Origin of the sequence: Isoptericola sp. BMS4, assembly GCF_011634835.1 — a bacterium.
Lineage (GTDB): Bacteria > Actinomycetota > Actinomycetes > Actinomycetales > Cellulomonadaceae > Isoptericola.
The window spans coordinates 3,293,998-3,318,438 of record NZ_SIRP01000001.1; the positions used below are offsets into that span (position 1 = coordinate 3,293,998).

Genomic DNA, 24,441 nt, shown 5'->3' on the forward strand with positions numbered 1-24,441 from the left:
CACCGATGCGACTGTCCTACTGCACCAACGTCCACCCGGCCGAGGACCTCGACGGCGTCCTCGACCAGCTCGCCCGGTACGCGGCGCCGATCCGGCGCCAGGCCGGGCTCGACCGGCTCGGCGTCGGCCTGTGGCTGCCCGCCGAGCTCGCGCACCGGCTCGACCGGTCGCCCGCGGACCGCGCCCTGCTGCGCGCGACGCTCGACCGGCACGGCCTCGAGGTGCACACCCTCAACGCCTTCCCGTACGGCGCCTTCCACTCCGACGTCGTCAAGCACGCCGTCTACTCCCCCACCTGGGCCGAGCGCGCCCGCCTCAACTACGTGCTCGCCTGCGCCCGCGTCCTCGCCGACCTGCTGCCCGACGGCGTGGACGGCTCGATCTCGACCCTCCCGCTCGCCTGGCGCGCCCCGTGGACACCGCTGGACGACGCGGAGGCCACCCGCGCCTTCGCGACGCTCTCCGCCGGGCTGCGGGAGCTGGCCGCGCGCACGGGGAAGGTGGTGCGCGTCGCCGTCGAGCCGGAGCCCGGCTGCGTGCTGGACACCGTCGACGACGTCGTCGGCTGGCTGGCTCCGCGCACGGCCGCGGCCCGCGCCGACGACGAGCGCATCGACCCCGAGCTCGTCGGCGTCTGCCTGGACACCTGCCACCTCGCCGTGTCGTTCGCCGACCCGGGGGCGGCCGTGCGCCGCATCACCGACGCCGGGCTGCGCGTCGTCAAGGTGCAGGCGTCGGCGGCCCTGCACGTCGACGACCCGGCCGACGCGGGCGCACGCGCCGCCGTCGAGCGCTTCGTCGAGAAGCGGTACCTGCACCAGACCCGCGAGCTCGCCCCCGACGGTGCGGTGCTCGGCGCCGACGACCTGCCGGAGGCGCTCGCGGCGCTGCCCGGCGCAGGGCCGTGGCGCGTGCACTTCCACGTGCCGCTGCACCACGAGCCCGCCGCGCCCCTGACCTCGACCACCGAGGTCCTGCGGGAGGCCGTCGCGGCCGTCGCCGCGGCGCCGCACGGTGCCGACGCGCACCTCGACGTCGAGACGTACACCTGGTCGGTGCTGCCCGCCGAGACCCTGCCCGCCGGCGCCGACGAGCTCGTCGCCGGCATCGCGGCCGAGCTGAGGTGGGCGGACGAGCACCTACGGCCCGCCGGCACCCCCGCCGGCGCCGCACCCCGCCCCGCCCCCGCCGCCTGAAGGAGCCGCCATGAAGCCCGTCCTGCTGCTCGACGTCGTCGGGCTCACCGCCCGCGCGCTGTCGCACATGCCCCGCCTGAGCCGGCTCGCCGCCGGCGGCTGGTCGTCCGAGCTCGCGACGGTGCTGCCCGCCGTGACGTGCAGCGTGCAGTCCACGATGCTCACCGGCCTGGCCCCCGCCCAGCACGGCGCCGTCGGCAACGGCTGGTACTTCCGGGGGCTCGGCGACGTCTACCTGTGGCGCCAGCACAACCGGCTCGTGGCCGGGGAGAAGCTCTGGGAGGCCGGCCGCGCCGCCGACCCCGGCTACTCCGCCGCGAACGTGTGCTGGTGGTACGCGATGGGGATGACGACCGACGCCACCGTCACCCCGCGCCCCGTCTACCACGCGGACGGGCGCAAGTCCCCCGACGCGTACGTGCGCCCGGCCACCCTGCACGACGAGCTCACCGATCTGCTCGGCGACTTCCCGCTGTTCACGTACTGGGGCCCCACCGCGTCGATCACGTCGTCCCGCTGGGTCGTCGGCGCCACGCAGCACCTCATGCGCACGCGCGGCCACGACCTCACGATGGCGTACGTGCCGCACCTGGACTACGACCTGCAGCGGTTCGGCCCGGACTCCCCGCAGGCCGACGCCGCCGCGGCCGCCCTCGACGCCGCGCTGACGCCGCTGCTCGACCAGGCCGAGGCCGACGGCGTCACCGTGGTCGCCGTGTCCGAGTACGGGATCGGGCCCGCCGACCGCCCGGTGCACCTCAACCGGCTGCTGCGCCGCGAGGGCCTGCTCGAGGTGTACGTGCAGGACGGCCGCGAGCAGCTCGACCCGTGGACGTCCCGCGCGTTCGCCGTCGCCGACCACCAGGTCGCCCACGTGTACGTGGCCGACGACGCCGACCTCGCGCGGGTGGCCGGCCTGCTGCGCGAGGTCCCCGGCGTCGACGAGGTGCTCGACCGCGAGGCGCAGGCCCGGTACGGGATCGACCACGAGCGCGCCGGCGAGCTGGTCGTCGTCGCCGAGCCGGGGGCCTGGTTCACGTACTACTTCTGGCTCGACGACGACCGGGCGCCGGAGTACGCGCGCGGCGTCGACATCCACCGCAAGCCCGGCTACGACCCGGCGGAGCTGTTCTTCGACCCCGCGGACCGGCTGGCGAAGGCGAAGGCGGGCATGAACCTGGTGCGCAAGAAGCTCGGCCTGCGGTACGCCATGAGCACGGTCCCGCTCGACCCGTCGTGCGTCGGCGGCACGCACGGGCGCCTGCCGACGTCGTCCGCGGACACGCCGCTGATCCTGTGCTCCGACGACGCCGTGCCGTCCTCGGTGGCCGGCCTCGTGGGCGCCGACGACCGGCAGGTGCCGGCCGCGGCGGTGAAGGACCTCGTGCTCGAGCTGCAGGGGGTGCGCGACCCCGCCGTCGCGGGCTGAGCCCCCGAGGCGCGGCCCCTGGGCACGGGACGACGGCGGCGGCCCGGGACGCGACGATCGCGTCCCGGGCCGCCGTCGTGGGCGAGGCCGGCCCTCAGCCGGCCGGGCGGATCACCCGCACCGCCCGCCGCGCAGGGCGAGAAGCGCGTCGGCGCTCCGCCCGGCGTTGCCCAGCGAGTCGAGCTCGTGCGGGGGCTCCGCCACCGAGGCGGCGTTGTCCTGCTCCCAGATGCCGTGCTGCCGGCCGGACCCCGTCAGCGCCCCGAGGAACGCCTGGTAGTCGATGTCCCCGACGCCGAACTCGACCATGTCGTACCCGCCGGCCGAGTCCGGGTTCGTCCGGCCGTCCTTGAGGTGGAACAGCGGGTAGCGGGACCGGTTCGCCAGGACGTACTCCACGGGCTCGAACCCGGGGTAGCGGTGCTGCCCGACGAACGCCCAGTACACGTCCATCTCGAGGAACACCGAGGCGGGGTCCGTGTGCTCCAGGAAGACGTCGTACAGCCGGACCGACGGGTCGTCCTCGGCGAACCCGAACTCGCCGTCGTGGTTGTGCTGGTAGAACTTCAGCCCGCGGGCCGCGGCCGCCTCGCCGAAGCCGTTGAACTGCTCGGCGGCCGCGCGGTACCCGTCGACGGTCCGGTCGTTCGTCGGGGCGTCGGCCGTGCCGACGTGCCGCATGCCGAGGGTCTCGGCGATGTCGAGCTCGGCCTCCATGTTCGCCGCGAAGTCGCGGATCCCGCGGTGCGACCCGACCGCGACGAGGCCGTTGTCGTCGAGCAGCGTCCGGATCTCGGCCGGCGTGATCGGCCCGACCTGGTTCTGCGTGTACCCGGCGAACTCCACCTCGGCGTACCCCAGCTCGGCGAGCCGCTCGAACACGGCGCGGAACCCGAGCGACGACACCTTGTCACGGATCGAGTACAGCTGGATGCCGAGCTTGCCCGGCGGCACGAGGCGCCGCCCCTGCCCGGCGGGCGCGGCGGAGGCCGCCGGGGCGGCGGACGCCGCGGTCGTGCCGCCGAGCGTGGCGGCACCGACGGCGACGGAGGAGCCCGCGAGACGCATGAAGGTCCTGCGGTCGAGCGCGGAACGGATGGTCATGATGATCTCCTTCGATCACACGAGGTCTCGATCACACGGTGCTTCGGTCACTTCGTGGAGAAGGCGGCGTCGAACGCCGCCTCGGGGGCGTCGAACGCGTACCGGCGCACGAACTCCAGGGCCTCGGGGGCGCCGACCAGGCGGTCCATCCCGGCGTCCTCCCACTCGACCGAGATCGGCCCCGTGTACTCGATCGAGTTGAGCATCCGGAACGCGTCCTCCCAGGGCACGTCGCCGTGCCCGGTGGAGATGAAGTCCCAGCCGCGGCGCGGGTCCGCCCACGCCAGGTGCGAGCCCAGGCGCCCGTTGCGCCCGTTGTGCATCCGCTTCTTCGTGTCCTTGCAGTCCACGTGGTAGATACGGTCGCGGAAGTCCCACAGGAACGCGACGGGGTCCAGGTCCTGCCACACCATGTGCGACGGGTCCCAGTTCAGCCCGAACGCCTCGCGGTGCCCGATCGCCTCCAGCGTGCGCACGGTCGTCCAGTAGTCGTACGCGATCTCGGACGGGTGGACCTCGTGCGCGAACCGCACCCCCACCTCGTCGAACACGTCCAGGATCGGGTTCCACCGGTCCGCGAAGTCCTGGTAGCCCGCGTCGACCATGTCCTGCGAGGCCGGCGGGAACATCGCCACGTACTTCCAGATCGACGACCCGGTGAACCCCACGACGGTGTCCACACCGAGCTTCGCCGCCAGGCGCGCCGTGTGCTGCATCTCCTCGGCCGCGCGGCGCCGCACGCCCTCGGGGTCGCCGTCGCCCCACACGACGTCGGGCAGGATGTCGCGGTGGCGCTGGTCGATCGGGTCGTCGCAGACCGCCTGGCCCTTGAGGTGGTTGGAGATCGCCCAGACCTTCAGCCCGTACCTCTCGAGCAGGTCCTTGCGCGACTGCACGTAGGCGTCGTCGTCCCAGCGCCACGGGTCGAGGTGGTCGCCCCAGCAGGCGAGCTCGAGCCCGTCGTACCCCCACTCCGAGGCCAGCCGAGCCACCTCCTCGAGCGGGAGGTCCGCCCACTGCCCGGTGAACAGAGTGATCGGTCGTGCCATGTCAGCTCCTTCGTGTGCGGGGCGAGCCCCGGTCGTACGGCGGGTCCGGCCCGGACCCGGAGGGCCCCGGTGCAGGGCCGGAGCGCGTTCCCGCCCTGCACCGGGGTGGCCGGTCTCCCGGCCGGGTCGTCGCGGCCGTCACCCGGGCGGGGCCCGGACCGGAGCCGTCGCCGGGTGGGTCGACGGCCGCGACGACGTCTGTCAGCCGCAGTCCACCTCCTCGAGAGTGACCACGGTGGTCACGCGACCGCCGTCGGCGGCCTCCCAGCCGTCACCCGCGACCAGGTCGGTGCGGGGAGCCGGCGAGGCGGTCACGCGGTAGTCGCCCGGCGCGAGGTTCGTGCCGTCGAGCTTCTTGCCCTTGCCGTCGGCACGGATCTCGTACCTCTTGACGGTGTCCATGGGCACGCCGGTGATCGTCCCGCCCGCGTCGCAGGTCGGCGGCTCGACGAGGACGGCGGGCACGCCCTGCGGCGGGCACTCCGGCTCGTCGACAGTGACCCGCAGCACGCCGATGCCGGCGGCGTTGACCCGCCAGCCCTCACCGGGCTCGACGACGTAGCCGTCGGCCGGCCGGGCGGCGACCCGGTAGGTGCCGGGGTCGAGGTCGGACGGGTCGTCGACGACCGCCCCGGCCCCGTCCTCGGTGACCGGCCGGATCACGTAGCGCAGCCCCTCGACGTCGGCGGTCACGATCGCCCCGCCCGTGACGTCGTACGCGCCGTCCGGCGCCCACGTGCAGGTGGCCTGCGTGACCTCCGCACCAGGCGTCACGGGTGTCGCCGGCGTGGCGATCGTGAACGTCACCGGGTCGCCGACGACGGTCTCGCCGTCGACGGACGCCCGCACCTCGACGGTGTGGTCGCCCGGATCCGCGACCTCGACGGGAGCGGTGTACTCGACCCACCCCGCGCCGTCGACGTTCACCTCGCGGTACACGGTGGCGCCGTCGGGCCCCCCGGTCGTGGAGACCGAGACCGTGACCGGACCGAGCCACGCCCCGCCCTCGCCGTCCGGCTCGGACGGCTCGAGGCTCGCGGCGACCTCCAGCGGTGCGACGTCGTCCGTCAGCACCCGGAAGTGGTCGAACGAGGCCGGCACGTTCGCGTCGCCCTGCGCGCCGCCGCCCAGGGCGAAGAGCCCGACCGACGCCGTGTCCAGCGCGGTGTTCTCGACGACGCCGACGTCCGTCCAGGTCTCCCCGTCCGGGCTGTAGGCACCGGTGTAGGTGTCACCGGAGCGGGTGAGCCGGAGCCAGGCCTCGGCACCGACGTCCTGGACGCCGGGCTGCGGCTCCAGGATCTCGGCGTCGAGCTCGCTGCGCAGCTCGATGCGCCGGTGCACGTCGGAGCCCGCGGTGTTGTCGGCCACCAGGTCGAGCTTCACGTAGTGGTCGTCGTCGCCGTACAGGAGGATCCCGCCCTGCTGGTACTGGCGGTCGAACGCCGACCCGTCGACGCGGGTCTGCACGGTCCACTCGTCACCCGGCTGGGGCTGGAGCACCAGGTTCGGCACGTCGGAGTTGTCACCCGTGTAGATGTCGTTCGGCGACGTGTCGATCTCCAGGGCGCCACCGGCGACCCGGTAGCCGTCGGTGTCCTCGTTCAGGACGCTCCAGCGGCAGGCGTCCAGCGCGTCGCCGTCGAACTCGTCGTCCGGCCCCGTGGCCACCGAGTCGTCCGGCGTGATGTGGAACCAGTCGAACGACGCGTCCACGACCGGGGCGGACGTGCCGTTGCCGGCGAGCGCCACGAGCCCGATCCGCGGGTCGGTGAGACCGGCCAGCGACTTCGTCTCCGGCATGTCCGTGAAGGTCACGCCGTCGTGCGAGTAGGACGCGTTCAGCGATGTCCCGTCGGTCGACGTGAACCGCACGTAGACCGTGGACGGGTAGTCCGCGCCGAGCGCGGCGGTGTTGGAGTCACCGACCTCGTTCGGCTGACCGCCCTCCTCGCGGATGAACTGGAAGATGCGCGTCGCCGGGTCGGCCGGGGCCGAGCGCCCCTGCAGCACCATCTTCGCGTAGTCGTCCGGTCCGTCGTAGATGAGCAGGCCGGCCTGCTGGTACTGGGCGTCCGCCTCGACCGTGAGCTTCGCGGTCGCGGTGAACGGCCCGTCAGGCAGGTCCTGCAGCACCAGGTTGGGCACGGTGGTGTTGTCGGAGCCGTAGAAGTCGCTCACCGACGCCGGGACCACGAGGGACCCGTCCGCGACGTGGAGCTGCTGGTCGCGGTCGACGACGGTCCAGCGGTCCTCGTCGAGCTCGGTGCCGTCGAACCCGTCCGATCGGCCGTCGAGGCAGATCGGCGGCGGGACGACCTCGCCGGTGACCGTGACGGTGGCGTCCTCGACGGTGTACGCGCCGAGCTCGTCGGTCACGCGCACCTGGAGGCGGTACTCCCCCGGTTCGTCGTAGGTCACGGAGAAGTCCTCCGAGCCGTCGACGAACCCGCCGCCGAGCCCGTCGTCCCACGCGTAGCTGAGCGCGTGGCCCTCGGGGTCGGTGGCGGCCACGGAGGCCGTGACCTCCAGGGGCGCCTCGCCGGCGAGCGGTCCGACGTCGAACGTGTCGACCTCGGGCCGGGAGTTGGTCGCCGCGCCGGTCCCGGTGAACTCGACCCAGTTGACGTTGATCCCGCCGTCGAGCAGGACGAAGTACAGCGTCCCGCTGCCGTCGGGCACGTCGCCGAGCGTGGTGCTGACGTCGGTGTACGCCTGCCAGTCACCCGTGTCCGGGACGGTGATCTGCCCGAGCTCCGGTCCGTCGGGGGCGTCCCAGCGCACGGAGACGGTGCCGCCGCCCGCGCCGGTCGCGGCCCGCAGGCCGATCTCGTCGACGCCGTCGAGGCTGATCCGCTCGTACGCCCACCAGTCGTCGGGCTCGATGTAACCGAGGTTCAGCCCGCCGCCGGCGCTGTCGCCGGTCTCCTCGGTCTGCACGCCGGCGTCACCGTCGCTGCTCGACCCGGCCAGCCGGCCGGTGTCGGTGAAGAACTCCGCCTGGAGCAGCTTCGGCTGCAGGATCTGCTGGTGCGTCGTCGTCAGCGGGACGCCGGCGTCGCCGCCGTCGTCGGTGAACTCGGCCTCGAGCACCCAGAAGAGCCGCGCCTCGATGCCGTGGCCCTCGTCGCGCGCGGTCTGCACGACGCCGGAGCAGCCGTCGAGCACCTCGATCGGGTGGCCGTGGGTGTCGTGGCCGAGGAAGGTGCGCATCGTGACGTCGGCGCAGTCCACCTCGCCGTCGGGGTCGGTCACGGAGATCTCGTAGGCGACCTGGTCGCCCCAGTCGAAGATCCCGCCGTCGTCCGGGAACGTGATCTCCACCGTGGGTGCCGTGTTCCCGACGGTGATCTCGACGTTCGCGACGCCGCTCTGCCCGTCCGGGGCCGTGGCCGTGAGCTGGGCGGTGTACGCGCCCACCTCGGCGTAGGTGTGCGCGGGGTCCGCCTCGGTGGACGTCTCGCCGTCGCCGAAGTCCCACGACAGCTCGAGCGGCTCCCCGGCGGGGTGCCGGGTTCCCTCCGAGGAGAACTGGACCGTCAGCGGCGCGGGGCCGTCGGTGACGTCGGCGGCGGCGCGGGCGATCGGCGCGGGGTCGCCCTGGATGTAGTCGACCCGGTAGATGCCGCTGGAGTCGTTGTCCCCGCCGAAGCCGGAACCCCAGTCGCTGACGTACAGGGCGCCGTCGGACCCGAACTCCATGTCCATCGGCCGGTCGAAGCCGGCGGACGGGTCGAGGATGCCGGGCAGCACGCGGTTGATGTCCACGAGGTCGTCGCGGGCCTCGCCGGCGAGCTGGAAGGAGTACACGGTGCCCTGGTTCCACTCGCCGAACAGCGCCTTGCCGTCCCAGTAGGCGGGCCACTGCCGGTCGGAGTCGAGCTCGGGGTCGAACTCGTAGACCGGGCCGCCCATGGGCGCACCACCGCCGCCGATCTCCGGGAACGACGGGTTGCCGCCGTAGCCGTACCAGACCTCCGCGCCGATCGCGGGCGGGAGCTGCGTGATGCCGGTGTTGTTCGGCGAGTCGTTCACGGGGCCGCCGGCGCAGTCGAAGGGCTCGCCGGACTGACCGGTCGCGAAGTCGTAGTCGACGTAGGCGTTGTTGGCGCCCGTGCAGTACGGCCAGCCGTAGAACCCGGGTTCGGACACGACGTTCCACTCGACGGTCCCGGCGGGGCCGCGTGCGGGGTTCGCGCTGCCGGCGTCGGGGCCGTAGTCACCCACGAGGACGTTGTCCGTGGCCGGGTCGATCGCGATGCGGAACGGGTTGCGGAAGCCCATCGCGTAGATCTCGGGGCGGGTGTCCGCGGTGCCCGGGGCGAACATGTTGCCCTCGGGGATCGTGTACGTCCCGTCGTCCTCGGGGTGGATGCGCAGCACCTTGCCGCGCAGGTCGTTCGAGTTCGCCGCCGTGCGCTGCGAGTCGAAGTGGGCGCGGCCGTCGCGCTCGTCGATCGGGGCGTAGCCGCCGGACTCGAACGGGTCGGTGTTGTCGCCCGTGGCGAGGATCAGGTTGCCCGCCGCGTCGAACTGCATGTCGCCGCCCGCGTGGCAGCAGCGGTCCCGCTGCGTGGGCACCTGCAGGATGTCGACCTCGCTGGCCGGGTCGATCGTGCCCGTGGCGGAGTCGTAGACGAACCGGGACACGCGGTTGTGCGGCCCGTCGCCGCCGACGTCCGCGGGCGACCAGTACAGGTACACCCAGGAGTTCGACGCGAAGTCCGGGTCGAGCACGATGCCGGTCAGCCCGTCCTCGTTCGCGACGGTGACGTCGAGGGTCATCGCGGTCGAGGTGGTCTGGGTGTCCGGGTCGATCACCCGCACCCGGCCGTCGCGCTCCACGAAGAAGACCGTGCCGTCGTCGGCCACGGACAGCATCATCGGGTTCTGCGTGTTCTCGTCGAGCGGCACCATCTCGTAGCTGTCGCTCTGGGTGGCCGAGCAGTCGGCGTCGACGACGCCCGCGGCCGTCATGAGGCCGCCGAGCAGGTGGTCGAGGAACGCCGGCTCGGAAAACGATTCCGCAGTGTGGCCGCCGCCGGTGTACCAGGACCGGCCGCCGTCGTAGTCCTGGCACCACGCGGTCGGGTGCTCGGCGCCCATGGCGCCGGACCCCGCGTCGTAGGTGGTCTCGTCGAGGCTCGCGAGGACGTGCACGTCGTCGCGCGGGTTCGACCGGAAGTTGTACCACTCGTCGAAGCGGTCCCACCGCTGCGGCAGGTGGGTGGTGGACGGGTGGACGGCGTCCTCGACCTTGACGGTCGCGTCCTGGTTCTGCGGGTGGGAGTCGAAGTAGGCGCCCACCAGCTCGCCATACCACGGCCAGTCGTACTCGGTGTCGCTGGCCGCGTGGACCCCGGCGTACCCGCCGCCGCCCTGGATGTACCGCTCGAACGCGGCCTGCTGGTCGGCGTCCAGCACGTCGCCGGTGGTCGACAGGAAGACCACGACCTCGTAGTCGGCCAGGCCCTCGTCCGTGAAGACCGTCGGGTCCTCGGTCGCCGTCACGCTGAACTCGTGCTCGGTGCCGAGCTGCTCGATCGCGGCGACGCCCGCCGGGATCGAGTCGTGCCGGAACCCCGCGGTGCGCGAGAAGACCAGCGCGTCGAAGGGCTCGCCCCCGTGCTCGTCCGCCGGGTGGGCGGCCAGGCCGGTCGGGACGGTCGCCGGCACCGATGCCGGTGCGGCCGGCGTCGCCTGCGCGGTGACGGCGAGAGTGGCGGACAGGGACAGGGCACCCAGCGTCGCGGTGCCGATCCGGGCGGCCCGCAGGGCCGCGCGTGGTCGTCGTTGTCGCACGTGGTTCACAGATCTTCTCCTCGTCGAGCAGGATCACGGAACCCCGCCGGCCGGGTCGGCCGTCGGGTCGAGCCACCGGCGCGCGGGCGCCGGCCGTGCGCTCCGGCCGTCCGGACACCGTGGTCCGCGATGTCCGACGACGGCGGGCCGGGTGGGCGGTGGCTCCCCCGCGGGACGGTCACCGCCCACCCCGGCTTCGGTCAGGCCAGGTCCACCCAGCCGCTGCCGGAGTCCGAGCTCCGCTCGACGGCGTCCAGCACGCGCTGGACGGCGAGGCCCTCGGCGAAGGAGGGCGACGGCGGGCGCCCGGCCGCCAGGTCGTGCACGAGGTCGACGACCTGGTGGGTGAAGGAGTGCTCGTACCCCAGCCCGTGCCCCGGAGGCCACCACTGCGCGATGTAGGGGTGCTCGGCCTCCGTGACGACGATGCGCCGGAAGCCCGCCGTGGCGGCGTCCTCCGCGGCGTCGAAATAGTGCAGGAGGTTCATGTCCTCGAAGTCGAACGCCACCGAACCCCGGTCGCCGTTGATCTCCAGCCGGATGGCGTTCTTGCGGCCCGCGGCGAACCGCGTGGCCTCGAAGCTCGCCAACCCCCCGCCGGACATGCGGCCGAGGAACACGGCGGCGTCGTCGACGGTGACGGGACCCGTGCCCTCGCCGGCCTCGCCCGAGAGCCCGGAGAAGGACGCCGGGCGGGGCCGCTCCTTGACGAACGTCTCGAGCATCCCGCAGACCCCGACCACCTGCTCGCCGGTGACGAACTGAGCCAGGTCGACGGCGTGCGCGCCGATGTCGCCGAGCGCGCCCGAGCCGGCCTTGGCCTTGTCCAGGCGCCACGACAGCGGCGCCTGCGGGTCGGTGAGCCAGTCCTGCAGGTACTGCACGCGCACGTGCCGCACCTGTCCGATGCGCCCGTCCGCCACCATGCGGCGCGCGAGCTGGATCGCCGGCACGCGCCGGTAGGTGAAGCCCACCATGGCGTGCACCCCGCGCTCGGCGGCCGCGGAGGCCGCGGCGGCCATCGCCTCGGCCTCCGCCACCGAGTTGGCGAGCGGCTTCTCGCAGAGCACGTGCTTGCCCGCCTGCAGCGCGGCGATCGCGATCTCGGCGTGCGTGTCGCCCGGGGTGCAGACGTCGACGAGGTCGATGTCGTCCCGCGCGACCAGGTCCTGCCAGCTCGTCATCGCCTCGTCCCAGCCGAGCCGCGCCGCCGCTGCCTTCACGGGCTCGGCGTGGCGCCCGACCACGACCCGCATCCGTGGCGACAGCGGCAGGTCGAAGAACCGCGGCGCGGTCCGCCAGGCCTGCGAGTGCGCCGCCCCCATGAACGAATAGCCGACCATGCCGACGCCGAGCGTGGGCGTACCGGACTCGCTCATCGACCCCTCCTTTGCGTGTGCGTGTGTCGTGGTGTGGTGCGCCGGGCGTCAGGACCGGAAGCCGATGTCCATGTACTGGTCGACGTTGTCCGCCGTGACGACGGGCGCGAACAGGGTGGTGGTGCGCGGCACGCCCGCGGAGACCAGGTCGCCCATGTTCTTGTTCTGCGCGATGAGGCGCGCGAGCTTGATGCCGTCCGCCGCCTGGGTCGACGGGTAGACGACCGTCGCCTGGAGGACCGAGTCGCCCGCCTGGATGTGCTCCATGACGTCGAGCGACCCCGCGCCGCCGACCATGAAGAACTCGTCGCGGCCGGCGTTCTCGATCGCCGCGAGGACGCCGACGCCCTGGTCGTCGTCGTGGTTCCAGATGGCGTCGATCTCCGGCTCGGCCTGCAGCAGGTTCGACGTGGCCGACTCGCCACCCTGGATGGTGAAGTCGGCCGCCACCTGCGCGTCGACGTCGAGGCCGCAGTCGGCCAGCGCGTCCTCGAAGCCCTGGCTGCGGTCCTGGGTCAGCGGGAGCGACTCGATGCCCTGGATCTCCGCGATCACGGCGTCGGGGTTGTCCCCGAGCTGCTCGCACATGTAGGTGCCGGCGCTCACGCCCATGCCGTAGTTGTCGCCCAGGACGGTGGCGCGCGAGGCGAACGGGCTGGAGAACTCGCGGTCGACGTTGATGACCGGGATGCCGGCCTCCATCGCCTCGGTCGCGATCGGCGTGAGCGCGGCGCCGTCGAACGGCAGCAGCACGATGGCGTCGACGCCCTCGTTGATGAACTGCTCGATGTGGCTGATCTGCACGTTCACGTCGTTGGTGGCCTCGGCCTGGCGCAGCTCGACGTCCTCGTACTGGTCTGCGGTGTCGACGGCGGCCCGGGTGATGGCGCCCATCCAGCCGTGGTCGGCCGCGGGGGCGGAGAAGCCGATGACGACCTCGTCGCCGGGCTCGTCGTTGGCCTCGACGGGTGCGGCCGCAGCGGTCTCCTCGCCGCCCTCCTCCTCGGGCGGCTCGTTGCTGGTGCAGCCGGCGGCGAGCAGGAGGGCGGCCCCCGCGGCGATCGCGCCGGAGATCGCGCGGCGCCGGTGCTGTCCCGTGGTCAGGTGTGCGGACATGTCATCTTCCTCGATTCGGTCCGGGTGCTGCTGGTGGATGCTGCTGCTGGTGCGAGGGCCGTCGCCGGTCCGGTGGGTGACGGCGCGGCCGATCACAGGGATGTCGAGCGCTACGGAGTCTTCGAGCGTTGAGCGAAGCGCTGCTGGAGCAGGACGGCGATGACGATGATGGCGCCCTTGGCGACGTTCTGCGCCGACGTCGACATGTTGTTGAGCACGAAGACGTTGGTCAGCGTGCTGAAGATCAGCACGCCCAGCACGGAGCCCATGATCGTGCCGCGCCCGCCGATCAGGAGCGTGCCGCCGACGACGACCGCGGCGATCACGTCGAGCTCGAGGAGCAGACCGTGCGTCGACGTGCCCGCCGTGGTGCGGCCCAGCATCATCACGCCGCCGATGCCGGCGGTGAGGCCGGCGAGGCCGTAGATATAGAGGATGTGCCGCTGGACCTTGATGCCGGCGAGCCGGGCGGCCTCGACGTTGCCGCCGACGGCGACCGTCCGGCGGCCGAACGTGGTGCGGTTGAGCAGGATCCAACCAGCCGCAGCCACGAGGGCGAAGATCCACACGATCACCGGGATCCCCAGCAGATCCGCCCGGAAGAAGTCGGTGAACCCGGATACCGAGACCGGCTGGGTGCGGCGGTCGGAGATCATCTCTGCCAGCCCGCGCGCCGCGGCGAGCATCGCGAGGGTCGCGATGAACGGGACGACCCTGCCGTAGGCGATGATCGCGCCGTTGATCAGACCGGCGACGGTGCCGACGACGAGCGCCGTGGCCACCATGACGATCCAGTGCACGTCCTCGGCCATCGTCTGCGTGGCGAGCGTCGTCGCCCACACGGTGGTGAGCCCAAGCACGGAGCCGACCGACAGGTCGATGCCGCCGGAGGTGATGACGAACGTCATCCCCATGGCGACGACCCCGGTCACGGCCGCGAGCCGCAGGATGGTGAGGACGTTGTCAAGGTCGGCGAACCGCTCGCCGCCCGTGGCGACGCCCACGACGCAGATGAGGGCGAGCGCGACGACGAGGCCGAGGTTGCGGCCCGCGGGGCCGGAGAGCCAGGAGCGGCGCTCGGTCGGCGCGTCGGCCGGCGGGCTGTGCGTGGTGGTGCTCACGCGGCACTTCCTTCCATGACGAGGTCGAGCACGCCGTGCTCGTCGATGTCCTGCGCGGGTGCCTGGTGCACCACGCGCCCGTCAGAGACCACGTGGACGCGGTCGGCGAGGCCGAGGACCTCGGGGATCTCGCTGGAGACGACCAGCACGGCGGTACCGGCGTCCGCGAGCTGTCGCACCAGGGCGTAGAGCTCGGAGCGGGCGCCCACGTCGACCCCGCGGGTCGGCTCGTCGAGGAGCAGGACGTCGCACCCGTGGACGAGCCAGCGCGCGAGCACCGCCTTCTGCTGGTTGCCGCCCGACAGGGTGCGGATCGCCCGGTCGACGCCGCGCGGGCGCAGGTCGAGGGCCTCGGCCTGCTGCTGCGCGTCGCGCCGCTCTGCCGCCTCGTCGAGCCAGCCGCCGCGCGCCGTGCGTGCGAAGGTCGACAGGGTGATGTTGCGGTACACGGCCTCGTCGAGCACGAGCCCCTGGCTCTTGCGCTCCTCGGGGCACAGCCCGACGCCGGCCGCGACAGCCGTGGGGACGGAGCCCGGGCGGAGCCGCTTCCCGGAGACGGTGACCGTCCCGGTGGTCTGGCGGCGCGCGCCGTAGATTGTCTCGAGGATCTCGGAGCGGCCCGAGCCGACGAGCCCGGCCAGTCCGACCACCTCGCCGGCGCGCACCTGCAGCGAGACGCCGGAGAAGCTCCCCGCGAGGCTCAGGTCCTCGACGTCGAGGACCACCGGGGCGTCGGCGGGGACGCCGGGCCGCTCGGGGAACGCGTACTCGACGTCGCGGCCCGTCATGAGCGAGATGAGCTCGCGGGTCGGGGTGTCCGCGGGCAGGTCCCGGCCGACCGTGCGGCCGTCCTTGAGCACGGTGATCCGGTCGCCGATCGCGCGGATCTCCTCCATGCGGTGGGAGATGTAGACGATCGCCACGCCCTGCGCGGTGAGCTCCCGGACCACCCGGAAGAGGTTCTCCACCTCGCCGGCGTCCAGGACGGCGGACGGCTCGTCCATGATGATCACGCGGGCGTCGTGCGACAGCGCGCGGGCCATCGACACGAGCTGCTTGCCCGCTGCGGGCAGCTGGCCGACCTCGCGGTGCGGCGAGATCTCGGGGTGGCCGAGGCGGGCCATCAGCTCCCGGGTGCGGCGGGCGACCTCGCGGCGCTGCGTGAACCCGGCCGACGCCAGCTCGTGGCCCAGGAAGATGTTCTCGGCCACGGTGAGCCCGTCGACGACGTCGAGCTCCTGGTACATGGTGGCGATGCCGTGTCCCAGCGCGGCGACCGGGTGCGCGATCGACACCTCGGCGTCGTCGATGAGGATGCGCCCGGCGGTGGGCTGGTGCGCGCCCGAGAGCACCTTGATGAGCGTGGACTTGCCGGCGCCGTTCTGCCCGAGCAGGCAGTGCACCTCGCCCGCGACGACGTCGAGGTCGACGCCGTCGAGCGCCTTGGCGCCGGGGAAGTGCTTGACGATGCCCTCCATGCGCAGCATCGGGGGCGTCGGGGACGTGCGGGGCTCGGGAGCCGACGCCGGCGGCGTCGTCTCGTGCGGGTCAGGAGCGGCGTCGGTGTCCACGCCGTGGCGTGGCTCGTGCCGCTGCGTCGGGGCCTCGTCGGGGTCTGCGTCGACCATGTGACAGAACCTAGGCCCACTTATGCCGATCGTCAAGCAAAAGTGGCGGGTTAATGATCATGATTGACTGTGTTCATGGAGGAACTGCTGAAGTTCGCCCCCCGCCCGACGGGTGCCGGGGCGATGTTCCAGATGCTGCGCGACGGTCAGCCCCGCACCCGCGCCGACCTCGCCGCCGCCACCGGACAGGCCCGCTCGACGATCGCGGCACGCATCGACCTCCTGATGTCGGCGGGCCTCATCGTGCCCGCGGGCGAGGCCACGTCCACCGGCGGACGCCCGCCCGCGACGTTCGCCTTCAACCCCCGCGCCAAGGTGGTGCTCGCCGTCGACCTCGGCGCCCAGCACGCCCGGATCGCCCTCACCGACCTCGCCTCGACCGTGCTCGCCGAGGCCGATGCCCCCCTGGCCATCGCCGAGGGACCGGACGTCGTGCTGTCCTGGGTAGCCGAGCAGGGCGAGAAGCTGCTCGCCGAGGCGGACCGGGAGCGCGGCGACCTCGCCGGCATCGGCGTCGGCCTCCCCGGGCCCGTCGAGCACTCCACCGGCCACCCGATCATGCCGCCGATCATGCCCGCGTGGGACCACGTCGACACGCCCGGCATCCTGCGCAAGCACTTCGACGTGCCCGTCCTCGTGGACAACGACGTGAACATCATGGCGCTCGGCGAGCACCGCGCCGCATGGGCGAGCGTCGACAACGTGCTGTTCGTCAAGGTCGCCACGGGCATCGGCTCCGGCATCATCGCCGACGGGGCGCTGCGCCGCGGCGCACAGGGCTCGGCGGGCGACCTCGGGCACGTCGCCGTCCCCGGGGCCGAGGAGGTCCCGTGCCGGTGCGGCAACGTCGGCTGCCTCGAGGCCATCGCGAGCGGCCAGGCCGTCGCCGACAAGCTCGCGTCCGAGGGCCTCGACGCCCACCGCGGCGTCGACGTCGTCGCCCTGGTCCGGGGCGGCGACCTGCGCGCGAGCGCGGCCGTGCGGCAGGCCGGACGCGACATCGGCTCCGTGCTCGCGGCGTGCGTGAGCATGCTCAACCCGTCCGTCATCGTCATCGGCGGGATCCTCGCCGACGCCGGGGAGCACCTCATCGCCGGGATCCGCGAGGTCGTCTATCGGCGCTCGCTGCCCCTCGCGACGCAGCACCTGCGCATCGTCACCTCCCAGACGCGGGGCGAGGCCGGCGTGCTGGGCGCGAGCGCGATGGTCGTGGACCACGTGCTCTCGGCGGCCGCGATCGACGCCCTCGCCGGGGCCTGACCGCGGGCCGCCGAGGGGCGCCGGCAGCAGGCCGGACGGGTTCACCCGGACCGGTTCGACATCGATATTGACGCCGGTCGGACACCGGTGAAGCATGTGGGATGGCAGGCCGCGGCCCGACCGGCCGGCGGCGCCTGGAGAGCGATCGTCAAGGAGGACTCGTGACCGAACGGGAACGCCGTGCGCTGGTGGTCCAGGGTGGCTGGCCGGGGCACGCCCCGGCGGAGGCGACCGAGCTGTTCACTCCCTTCCTCAAGGAGGCGGGGTTCGACGTGACGGTCACCGACACGCTGGAGGCCTACGCGGACGCCGAGTACATGGCGGGCGTCGACCTGGTCGTCCAGTGCTGGACGATGGGCGAGATCCTGCCCGACGAGATCCGCGGGCTCCGGGCCGCCGTCGCCGCCGGCACGGGCTTCGCGGGCTGGCACGGCGGCGTCGTCGACTCCTTCCGGATGGCGACCGACTACCTCCAGCTGGTCGGCGGGCAGTTCGCCGCCCACGCCCACGACCTGGTGCCGTACAGCGTCGAGGTGGTTCCCGAGCACGCCGACCACCCGATCGTCGCCGGCATCGACCGGATAGACCTCTTCTCGGAGCAGTACTGGGTGCTCACCGACAGCGCCTGCGAGGTGCTCGCCACGACCGAGATCCCGCCGCGGGACGACGACCCCTGGCACGAGCCGATCGTCTCTCCCGTGGTGTGGACCCGGCGCTGGGGCGCGGGCAGGGTCTTCGTGTGCACCGAGGGGCACCAGCTCGCCGACCTCGAGACGCCCGAGGTGCGCACCGTCATCGAGCGCGGGCTGCTCTGGGCGAGCCGCTGACGCCTCCGGCGCTCCGGCCGGCACCGAGCCGGGACGGAGCGCCGGTCAGCCGTCCAGAGCCGCCGGACCACCGTCGAGCAGCCTGGCGAACTGGCTCTCGTCGAGGATCGGCAGCCCCAGCTCCTCCGCCTTGGCCGCCTTCGAGCCGGCGTTCTCCCCGACGACGACGTAGTCGGTCTTCTTCGACACCGAGCCCGCCGCCTTGCCCCCGGCGGCCAGGACGGCCTCCTTGGCCCCGTCGCGGGTGAACCCCTCCAGGGACCCCGTCACGACGACGGTCAGCCCGGCGAGCGGACCCGTCGGGCCCTCGGCGGCCTGCTCGGCCCTCACCTCGGGGCCGGGGTGACCCGGGACCTCGAACCGCACGCCCGCCGCGGTCCACGCGTCGACGATCTCGCGGTGCCAGCCGACCTCGAACCACGCGAGGACGGCGTCGGCGATGATGGGCCCGACGCCCTCGACGGCCGCCAGCTCCTCGCGCGACGCCGCGCGGATCCGCTCCAGGGACCCGAACCAGTCCGCGAGCGCCCGCGCGGCCACCGGGCCGACGTGCCGGATGTTGAGGGACACCAGCAGGCGCCACAGGTCCTTGGTGCGGGCGCGGTCGAGCTCCGCGAGCAGGGTCTCGGCGGTGCTGGACGGCCCGTAGACGGGGAAGTCCTTGCGGACGCCCGCCGCGCGCCGCTCGGCCGGTGTCGAGTCCTCGAAGCCGGGCGGGTACGTGCGGGCGACGACCTTCTGGAACGGGCGCGCGACCTTCGCCGTCATCGTGGAGCCGTCGGACATGGGGACCTCGGCGGACTCGCCCCGGGCGTCGGCCGGCCGCGGCAGCCCGGTCTCGGGGTCGCGCACCACGACCCTGATCGGGGCGAGCTGCTCCACGGTGAGGCCGAAGAGGTCCTTCTCCGTGCGCAGCGGCGGCTCCTTCGGCTCCAGCGGCTGCGTGAGCGCCGCCGCCGTCACCTCGCCGAGCGCCTCGACGTCCAGCCCGCCGCGGGACCCGATGTGCTCCACGCGGCCGCGCACCTGCGCGGGGCACGACTCGGCGTTCGGGCACCGCAGGTCGACGTCGCCCTCCTTCATCGGCCGCAGCGGCGTGCCGCACTCGGGGCACTCGGACGGCATGACGAAGTCCTCGCGGGGGTACCCGTCGTCCGCCAGCGCGGTGACGGGCCCGAGGATCTCCGGGATGACGTCGCCCGCCTTGCGCAGCACGACCATGTCGCCGATCCGCACGCCCTTCGCCCGCACGACGTCCTGGTTGTGCAGGGTGGCCTGCCGGACCGTCGAGCCGGCGACCGTCACGGGGTCCATCACCGCGTACGGGGTCGCCCGCCCGGTGCGTCCCACCCCGACCTGGATGGCGCGCAGCCGCGTGTGGACCTCCTCCGGCGGGTACTTGTAGGCGATCGCCCACCGCGGGGCGCGGCTCGTGGCGCCGAGGCGGCGCTGGTCGGCGATCTCGTCGACCTTGACCACGATGCCGTCGAGCTGGTGCTCGACGTCGTCCCGGTGCTCGCCGTAGTGCCCGATCATCGCGACGACCTCGTCGACGTCGCGGCAGACGCGGGTGTGCGGGCTGGTCGGCAGCCCCCAGCCGGCGAGCAGGGTGTAGACGTCGGACTGGGTGCGCACCGGCGGGTCCGGCCAGGCGCCGACGCCGTGCACGTACAGTCGCAGCGCCTCGACGCGGGCCAGGCCGGCCTCCAGGTCGAGCCCCTCCTTCTTGTGGAGCTGCTGGCGCAGGCCGCCGGCCGCCGCGTTGCGCGGGTTCGCGAACGCCGGGAAGCGCCGCTCCGCGGCCGTGCGGGCGCGCTCCTCGTCGAAGGCCCCGGCGGTCGAGCGGCGGCCCGCGAACCGCTCGCGCGCCTCCGCCAGGGACCGCTCCCGCAGGTGGACCTGCAGCGCGTTCAGGCGGTCGAACTCCGCGACCGGGATGAACACCTCGCCGCGCACCTCCACGACGGCCGGGTGGTCGTCCCCGGACAGCCGGCGGGGCACGTCGCCGATACGGACGGCGTTGTCGGTCACGAGCTCGCCGACGCGCCCGTCGCCGCGGGTCGCCGCGGAGACCAGCACGCCGTGCTCGTAGCGCAGGCTGATGGCGAGACCGTCGATCTTCAGCTCGGTCAGCCAGGCGACCTCGTGCCCCACGGCCTTCTGCACCCGCACGCACCAGTCGCGCTGCTCGTCCACGGAGAAGACGTTGTCGAGCGACAGCATCCGCTCGCCGTGCTGCACGGTCGGCAGGCCGGCGGCCGCCTGCCCGCCGACCCGCTGCGTGGGCGACTCCGGGGTGGCGAGGGCGGGGTGGGCGGCCTCGAGCTCCGCCAGCTCCCGCATGCGGGCGTCGTACTCCGCGTCGGACACCTTGGGCGCGTCCTGCTCGTAGTAGGCGCGCTGGTCCTCCTCGACCAGCGCGACGAGCTCGGACCAGCGGCGTCGCGCGGCGGTGTCGTCAGGTGCGGTGGCTCCGGTGTCGGTCACGGCCCCATCCTGCCGTCTCCCGCCGACACGCGCGGCGCGGCGCCGCGACCTGCCGGTTCGTCCGGTCCAGGCCCTGTTGCCGAAGTGTCCGGACCGCTACGATTATCGCGTTTTGAGCACTCACCGATCGACAGCAAGGACGCCCATGAAGATCGCCGTCGTCGGCGCTGGATTCGCCGGTCTGGCCAGCGCGAAGGTTCTCCGCGAGTTCGGCCACGACATCACCGTGTTCGAGAAGGCGCCGGACGTCGGCGGGGTCTGGAGCGCGACCCGCCGCTACTCCGGTCTGTTCACGCAGAACAACAAGGGGTCGTACTCCTACAGCGACCTGCCCATGCCGAAGCACTACCCGGAGTGGCCGAGCGGGGAGCAGGTGCAGGCCTACCTCGAGCAGTACGTGGCGCTGCACGACCTCGAGCCCGCCCTGCGGCTGTCCACGGAGGTCGTGCGCGCAGAGCTCACCGCCGACGAGGACGGCTGGCTCGTCACGTCCCGGCGCACCGGGGCGCCGGTGGGCGACCCGGAGTCCTTCGACCACGTCGTCGTCGCGAACGGGATCTTCTCCGACCCCGTGATCCCCCGGTTCGAGGGCCTCGTCCAGCTCATGCGCGCCGGCGGCAAGGTCATCGCGTCCAGCCAGCTCAACTCCACCGAGGACGTGCGCGGCAAGAACGTCGTCGTCGTCGGCTACGGCAAGTCCGCGTGCGACGTCGCCGCGGACGTCGGCCCCGTCGCCGCGAGCACCACGGTCGTGGCCCGCAACCTCATCTGGAAGATGCCGAAGAAGATCGGCAAGGCCGTGAACATGAAGTACCTGCTGCTCACGCGCCTCGGCGAGGGCCTCTTCCGCTACGAGTCCCTGCCCAACCGGGTCGAGCGGTTCCTCCACGGTCCCGGCGACCCCGTGCGCCGCTCGATGCTGGGCAGCATCGGCGCCGTCGCACGCAAGCAGCTGTACCTCGACGAGCTCGGGCTCGTCCCCCGCGGCGACTTCGAGGAGATCGCGCGGTCCACCGTCTCGCTGTCCACGGACGGCTTCTACGAGCAGGTCCGCGACGGCGCCATCACCGTGCACCGCGACACCGAGATCCAGCGCCTGTCGGTCGACGACGAGGGCGACCCGGTCGCCGTCCTGAGCAACGGGAAGACGGTCCGCGCCGACGTCGTGGTGTGCGGCACCGGGTTCCACCAGCGGGTCCCGTTCCTCGACGGGGACCTCACCGCCCGGCTGCTCGACGACCGCGGCAACTTCCAGCTCTACCGTCACGTGCTGCCCCACGACGTGCCGCACCTGACCTTCGTCGGGTACAACTCGTCCCTCTTCAGCCCGCTCTCCGCCGAGATGGCCGCCGTGTGGATCGCCGGCCACCTCGCCGGCGCGTTCGAGCTGCCGCCGATCGAGGAGCGCCGCCGCCAGGTGGCGGCGCGCGTGGACTGGATGGAGAAGCGGACGGACGGCAAGCACGCCCGCGGCACCAACGTCATCCCGTTCTCGCTGCACCAGATCGACGAGATGCTCGACGACCTCGACCTCAACCTGTCCCGGTCGGCCCAGGTCAAGCAGTGGCTGCTGCCGATCGACCCCGGCGCCTACCGCCACGTGTCGACGCGGCTCAAGGAGCGCGTCGACCAGGGCGAGCGGGTGACCCAGCAGTCCTGACCCACCGTTCGCCGGTCGCGCTCGGGGCTTCGTGCGCGTCGGTCGAGCTCGGGCTTCGCGCGCGAAGCCTGACCCGCAGGTCGGGGTCGGGGCTCCGCGCGCGGCAGTCAATCCCGAAGTGGAGGGCCCCCAGGGCCCGTGAACGCTGCCGCGCGCGGAGCCCCCGAGCCCGACCCGCGCCCGACGGACGGAGACGTCCGTCAGGCGAAGCGGACCGGGAGCTCTCGCGGGTAGCGCGCCCACGCCGAGCGCACGGGCTCGACCTGCGCGGGTGCCACCGTCAGCTCGGCGCCGCCGCGGCCGACGAAGTGCCCCACGACGGTCCTGGTGATGAGGGGCGCGGTGCGGTGCGCCGGGCACGCGTGGGCCCCGACGCCCCACGTGAGGTGGAACTGGGACCCGACCTGCTCCCACGGGTCGTCGGACTGCACGGCCCGGTCCGCGTTGGCGGCCGCGACGGCCGGGACGACGGCGTCGCCCGCGGCGATGGGCTGCCCGCCCAGCTCCGTGTCGGCACGCGCGTAGCGCGGCAGCAGGTGCGGCAGGGGCGGGGTGTCGCGCGCGACCTCGTCCAGCGCGTCGTCGAGGGAGATCCGGCCGCCGTCGACACGTGCCGTGAACCCGGGGTCGGCCAGCAGCCGCTCCAGCGCGTTGGCGATCCAGGAGACCTCGGAGTCGAGCGCCGTCCGGAAGAGGAGGCCCACCGCCCCCATCACCTCGAGGTCGTTCTCGTGGCCGGGGTGGGCGAGCAGCGCCGACGTGAGGTCGTCCCCGGGCTCCGCCCGCCGTGCGGCGACGAAGCCCGCGAGCAGGTCCTCCATCTCCGTGGCCGCCGGCCGCGACACCTCGGTCCCGGAGCGCAGGTCCACGGTCAGCACGCCCATCCGTCGCGCGTCGGCTAGCGTCATCCCCAGCAGGTCGGCCAGCACCCGCACCGGGACGTCCATCGCGTAGTCCGCGACCAGGTCGGCCTCGCCGCGGGCGACGAGCCGGTCGAGCACCGAGGTGCACGCGACCTCCACGGTGCGGGCGACCCGCCGCTCGTCGACGCCGTCCAGGACGTCGGCCAGCGGGCCGCGCAGCCGGCGGTGGTCCTCGCCGTCGCGGTCGTGCGCGGCGTCGCGCTGCTCGAGCACCGCGCGCGACGGCGAGCGGCGCCCGACGAGGCGCCCGGACTCGTACCGCCAGTCGCGGGAGTCCCGGGAGAAGACCACGTCGTGGCGCAGCACCGCGACGACCTCGTCGTACCCGAGCGCGAGCCACGCCGGCACGCCGGGCTCCAGGTCGACCGGGGCGACGGGGCCCCACCGGGAGCGCAGGGCGTCGTAGCGCTGCGTCACGTCGGCAGCGCCCGCGAGGTCCGCGAGCAGCGGCCGGTCGGCGATGTCCTCGAGCCGCACCACGCGGCCCGCGGCGGTGAGGCTCATGCCGCCGCGCTCCCCTCGGTCTGCCGGCGCAGCGCGTGCTCCACGAGGGTGGTGAGCGCCTCCACCGCCCGGGGCCGCTCGCGCAGGTCGCCCGAGACGACGGGGGTGCCCTCGGGCAGGTCGAGGGCGGACCGGACGTCCTCGGGGGCGTGGCGCGGCGCGCCCTCGAACTCGTTGACAACCACGGTGAGCGGCAGGCGGGTGTGCTCCTCGAGCTGGTCCAGCACCTCGAAGCTCTCCTCCAGGTGGCGGGTGTCGACGAGGACCAGCACACCGACGGCGCCGTCCGCGAGGCCCGCCCACAGGTCCCAGAAGCGCCGCTGGCCCGGCGTGCCGAAGAGGTACAGCGCGATGTCCCGGCCCACCGTCACGCGGCCGAAGTCCATCGCGACGGTCGTCGTCGACTTCGTGTCCCGTGCCCTGTCGACCCCGACGCTCGCCGTGGTGATGGTCTCCTCCGTGCTGAGCATCGGGATCTCGCTCACCGCGCCGATGAGGGTCGTCTTGCCGACGCCGAACGCGCCCACCACCAGGATCTTCACCGAGCGCGCGACGCTCGGGGCCAGGTGGGCCGGGGCAGGCCCCGGGCCGGTCGCCTCAGAACTCGCGGAGGCCATCGAGCACCTCCTCCAGCAGGTCGGCGGCGGGCAGGTCGTGGACCGGGTTGGAGCGGATCGCCAGGTAGCCCTCGTCGATCAGGTCGGACGCCATCACCACGACGAGGCTCACGGGCAGGCGCAGGTAGGCGGCGAGCTCGGCCAGCGCGAGCGTGCCGCGGCACGTCTCGAGCAGCGCCCGCTGATGGCGCCCGGCGGATGCCGGCAGGCGACGGCCGTCGTCCACGGTGCACAGCAGCGTCTCGGGTCGCAGCGTGTTGCGGGTCGGGTGCGCACGTCCTCCGGTCAGGACGTACGAGCGCACCGGGTGGTCGCGATAGCCGTCGGTCTGCATCAGCC

The 24,441-nt window shown here is 73.3% G+C and carries 16 protein-coding genes; 5 read left to right on the forward strand and 11 right to left on the reverse strand.

Annotated features, from left to right (window positions below; genetic code table 11):
• Positions 1-5 precede the first annotated feature (5 nt).
• Positions 6-1,196, forward strand: coding sequence for a metabolite traffic protein EboE (eboE, locus tag EYB28_RS14945; protein WP_166849422.1), 1,191 nt, complete (start codon positions 6-8; stop codon positions 1,194-1,196).
• 10 nt (positions 1,197-1,206) lie between these two features.
• The gene (locus EYB28_RS14950) at positions 1,207-2,625 is read left to right on the forward strand and encodes an alkaline phosphatase family protein (RefSeq protein WP_166849425.1); all 1,419 of its coding nucleotides are present in this window, start codon (positions 1,207-1,209) and stop codon (positions 2,623-2,625) included.
• Between the two features lie 111 nt (positions 2,626-2,736).
• On the opposite strand, the gene EYB28_RS14955 is transcribed toward EYB28_RS14950, so the two are convergent.
• The 7 genes from EYB28_RS14955 to EYB28_RS14985 all read right to left on the reverse strand — a co-directional run bounded on the left by EYB28_RS14955 (position 2,737) and on the right by EYB28_RS14985 (position 15,674).
• Entirely contained in the window at positions 2,737-3,729 is a 993-nt protein-coding gene (locus EYB28_RS14955) for a sugar phosphate isomerase/epimerase (protein ID WP_166849428.1), read from the reverse strand.
• A 47-nt stretch (positions 3,730-3,776) separates the two neighbouring features.
• A complete protein-coding gene (locus tag EYB28_RS14960; RefSeq protein ID WP_166849431.1) occupies positions 3,777-4,778 on the reverse strand; it encodes a sugar phosphate isomerase/epimerase in 1,002 nt (333 codons plus the stop codon).
• Between the two features lie 201 nt (positions 4,779-4,979).
• On the reverse strand, positions 4,980-10,589 hold the full coding sequence (locus EYB28_RS14965) for a ThuA domain-containing protein (RefSeq protein WP_166849433.1): 5,610 nt from the start codon (positions 10,587-10,589) through the stop codon (positions 4,980-4,982).
• 191 nt (positions 10,590-10,780) lie between these two features.
• On the reverse strand, positions 10,781-11,959 hold the full coding sequence (locus tag EYB28_RS14970; RefSeq protein ID WP_166849435.1) for a Gfo/Idh/MocA family protein: 1,179 nt from the start codon (positions 11,957-11,959) through the stop codon (positions 10,781-10,783).
• A 48-nt stretch (positions 11,960-12,007) separates the two neighbouring features.
• Positions 12,008-13,075, reverse strand: coding sequence for a substrate-binding domain-containing protein (locus EYB28_RS14975; RefSeq protein WP_166849438.1), 1,068 nt, complete (start codon positions 13,073-13,075; stop codon positions 12,008-12,010).
• A 110-nt stretch (positions 13,076-13,185) separates the two neighbouring features.
• Positions 13,186-14,196 carry an ABC transporter permease gene (locus tag EYB28_RS14980; protein WP_166849440.1) on the reverse strand — a complete coding sequence of 337 codons (1,011 nt, stop codon included), beginning with the start codon at positions 14,194-14,196 and terminating at the stop codon, positions 13,186-13,188.
• Positions 14,193-15,674, reverse strand: a complete 1,482-nt coding sequence (locus EYB28_RS14985) for a sugar ABC transporter ATP-binding protein (RefSeq protein ID WP_240930747.1) — start codon at positions 15,672-15,674, stop codon at positions 14,193-14,195. The genes EYB28_RS14980 and EYB28_RS14985 overlap by 4 nt, the downstream gene beginning before the upstream one ends.
• Positions 15,675-15,899: 225 nt before the next feature.
• Here EYB28_RS14985 and EYB28_RS14990 point away from each other — a divergent pair, with 225 nt between their 5' ends.
• Both EYB28_RS14990 and EYB28_RS14995 read left to right on the forward strand, forming a co-directional pair.
• Positions 15,900-17,084, forward strand: a complete 1,185-nt coding sequence (locus EYB28_RS14990) for an ROK family protein (protein ID WP_166849444.1) — start codon at positions 15,900-15,902, stop codon at positions 17,082-17,084.
• A 161-nt stretch (positions 17,085-17,245) separates the two neighbouring features.
• The gene (locus tag EYB28_RS14995; RefSeq protein WP_205710933.1) at positions 17,246-17,911 is read left to right on the forward strand and encodes a ThuA domain-containing protein; all 666 of its coding nucleotides are present in this window, start codon (positions 17,246-17,248) and stop codon (positions 17,909-17,911) included.
• 45 nt (positions 17,912-17,956) lie between these two features.
• Here EYB28_RS14995 and ligA read toward each other — a convergent pair whose 3' ends face one another.
• On the reverse strand, positions 17,957-20,398 hold the full coding sequence (gene ligA, locus EYB28_RS15000; protein ID WP_166849448.1) for an NAD-dependent DNA ligase LigA: 2,442 nt from the start codon (positions 20,396-20,398) through the stop codon (positions 17,957-17,959).
• Positions 20,399-20,543: 145 nt separating this feature from the next.
• Between ligA and EYB28_RS15005 the strand changes: the two genes are divergently transcribed.
• Complete coding sequence (locus tag EYB28_RS15005) at positions 20,544-22,058, forward strand: NAD(P)/FAD-dependent oxidoreductase (RefSeq protein WP_166849450.1); 1,515 nt, start codon at positions 20,544-20,546, stop codon at positions 22,056-22,058.
• Between the two features lie 200 nt (positions 22,059-22,258).
• Here the strand turns inward: EYB28_RS15005 and EYB28_RS15010 are convergent, their stop codons facing one another.
• The 3 genes from EYB28_RS15010 to EYB28_RS15020 are packed head-to-tail and all read right to left on the reverse strand — an operon-like array spanning position 22,259 to position 24,436.
• Complete coding sequence (locus tag EYB28_RS15010) at positions 22,259-23,485, reverse strand: cytochrome P450 (protein ID WP_166849452.1); 1,227 nt, start codon at positions 23,483-23,485, stop codon at positions 22,259-22,261.
• Positions 23,482-24,102, reverse strand: coding sequence for an ATP/GTP-binding protein (locus tag EYB28_RS15015; RefSeq protein WP_166849454.1), 621 nt, complete (start codon positions 24,100-24,102; stop codon positions 23,482-23,484). Before EYB28_RS15015 ends, EYB28_RS15010 begins: the two co-directional genes overlap by 4 nt.
• On the reverse strand, positions 24,083-24,436 hold the full coding sequence (locus tag EYB28_RS15020) for a DUF742 domain-containing protein (RefSeq protein ID WP_205710934.1): 354 nt from the start codon (positions 24,434-24,436) through the stop codon (positions 24,083-24,085). The genes EYB28_RS15015 and EYB28_RS15020 overlap by 20 nt, the downstream gene beginning before the upstream one ends.
• Positions 24,437-24,441: the final 5 nt, after the last annotated feature.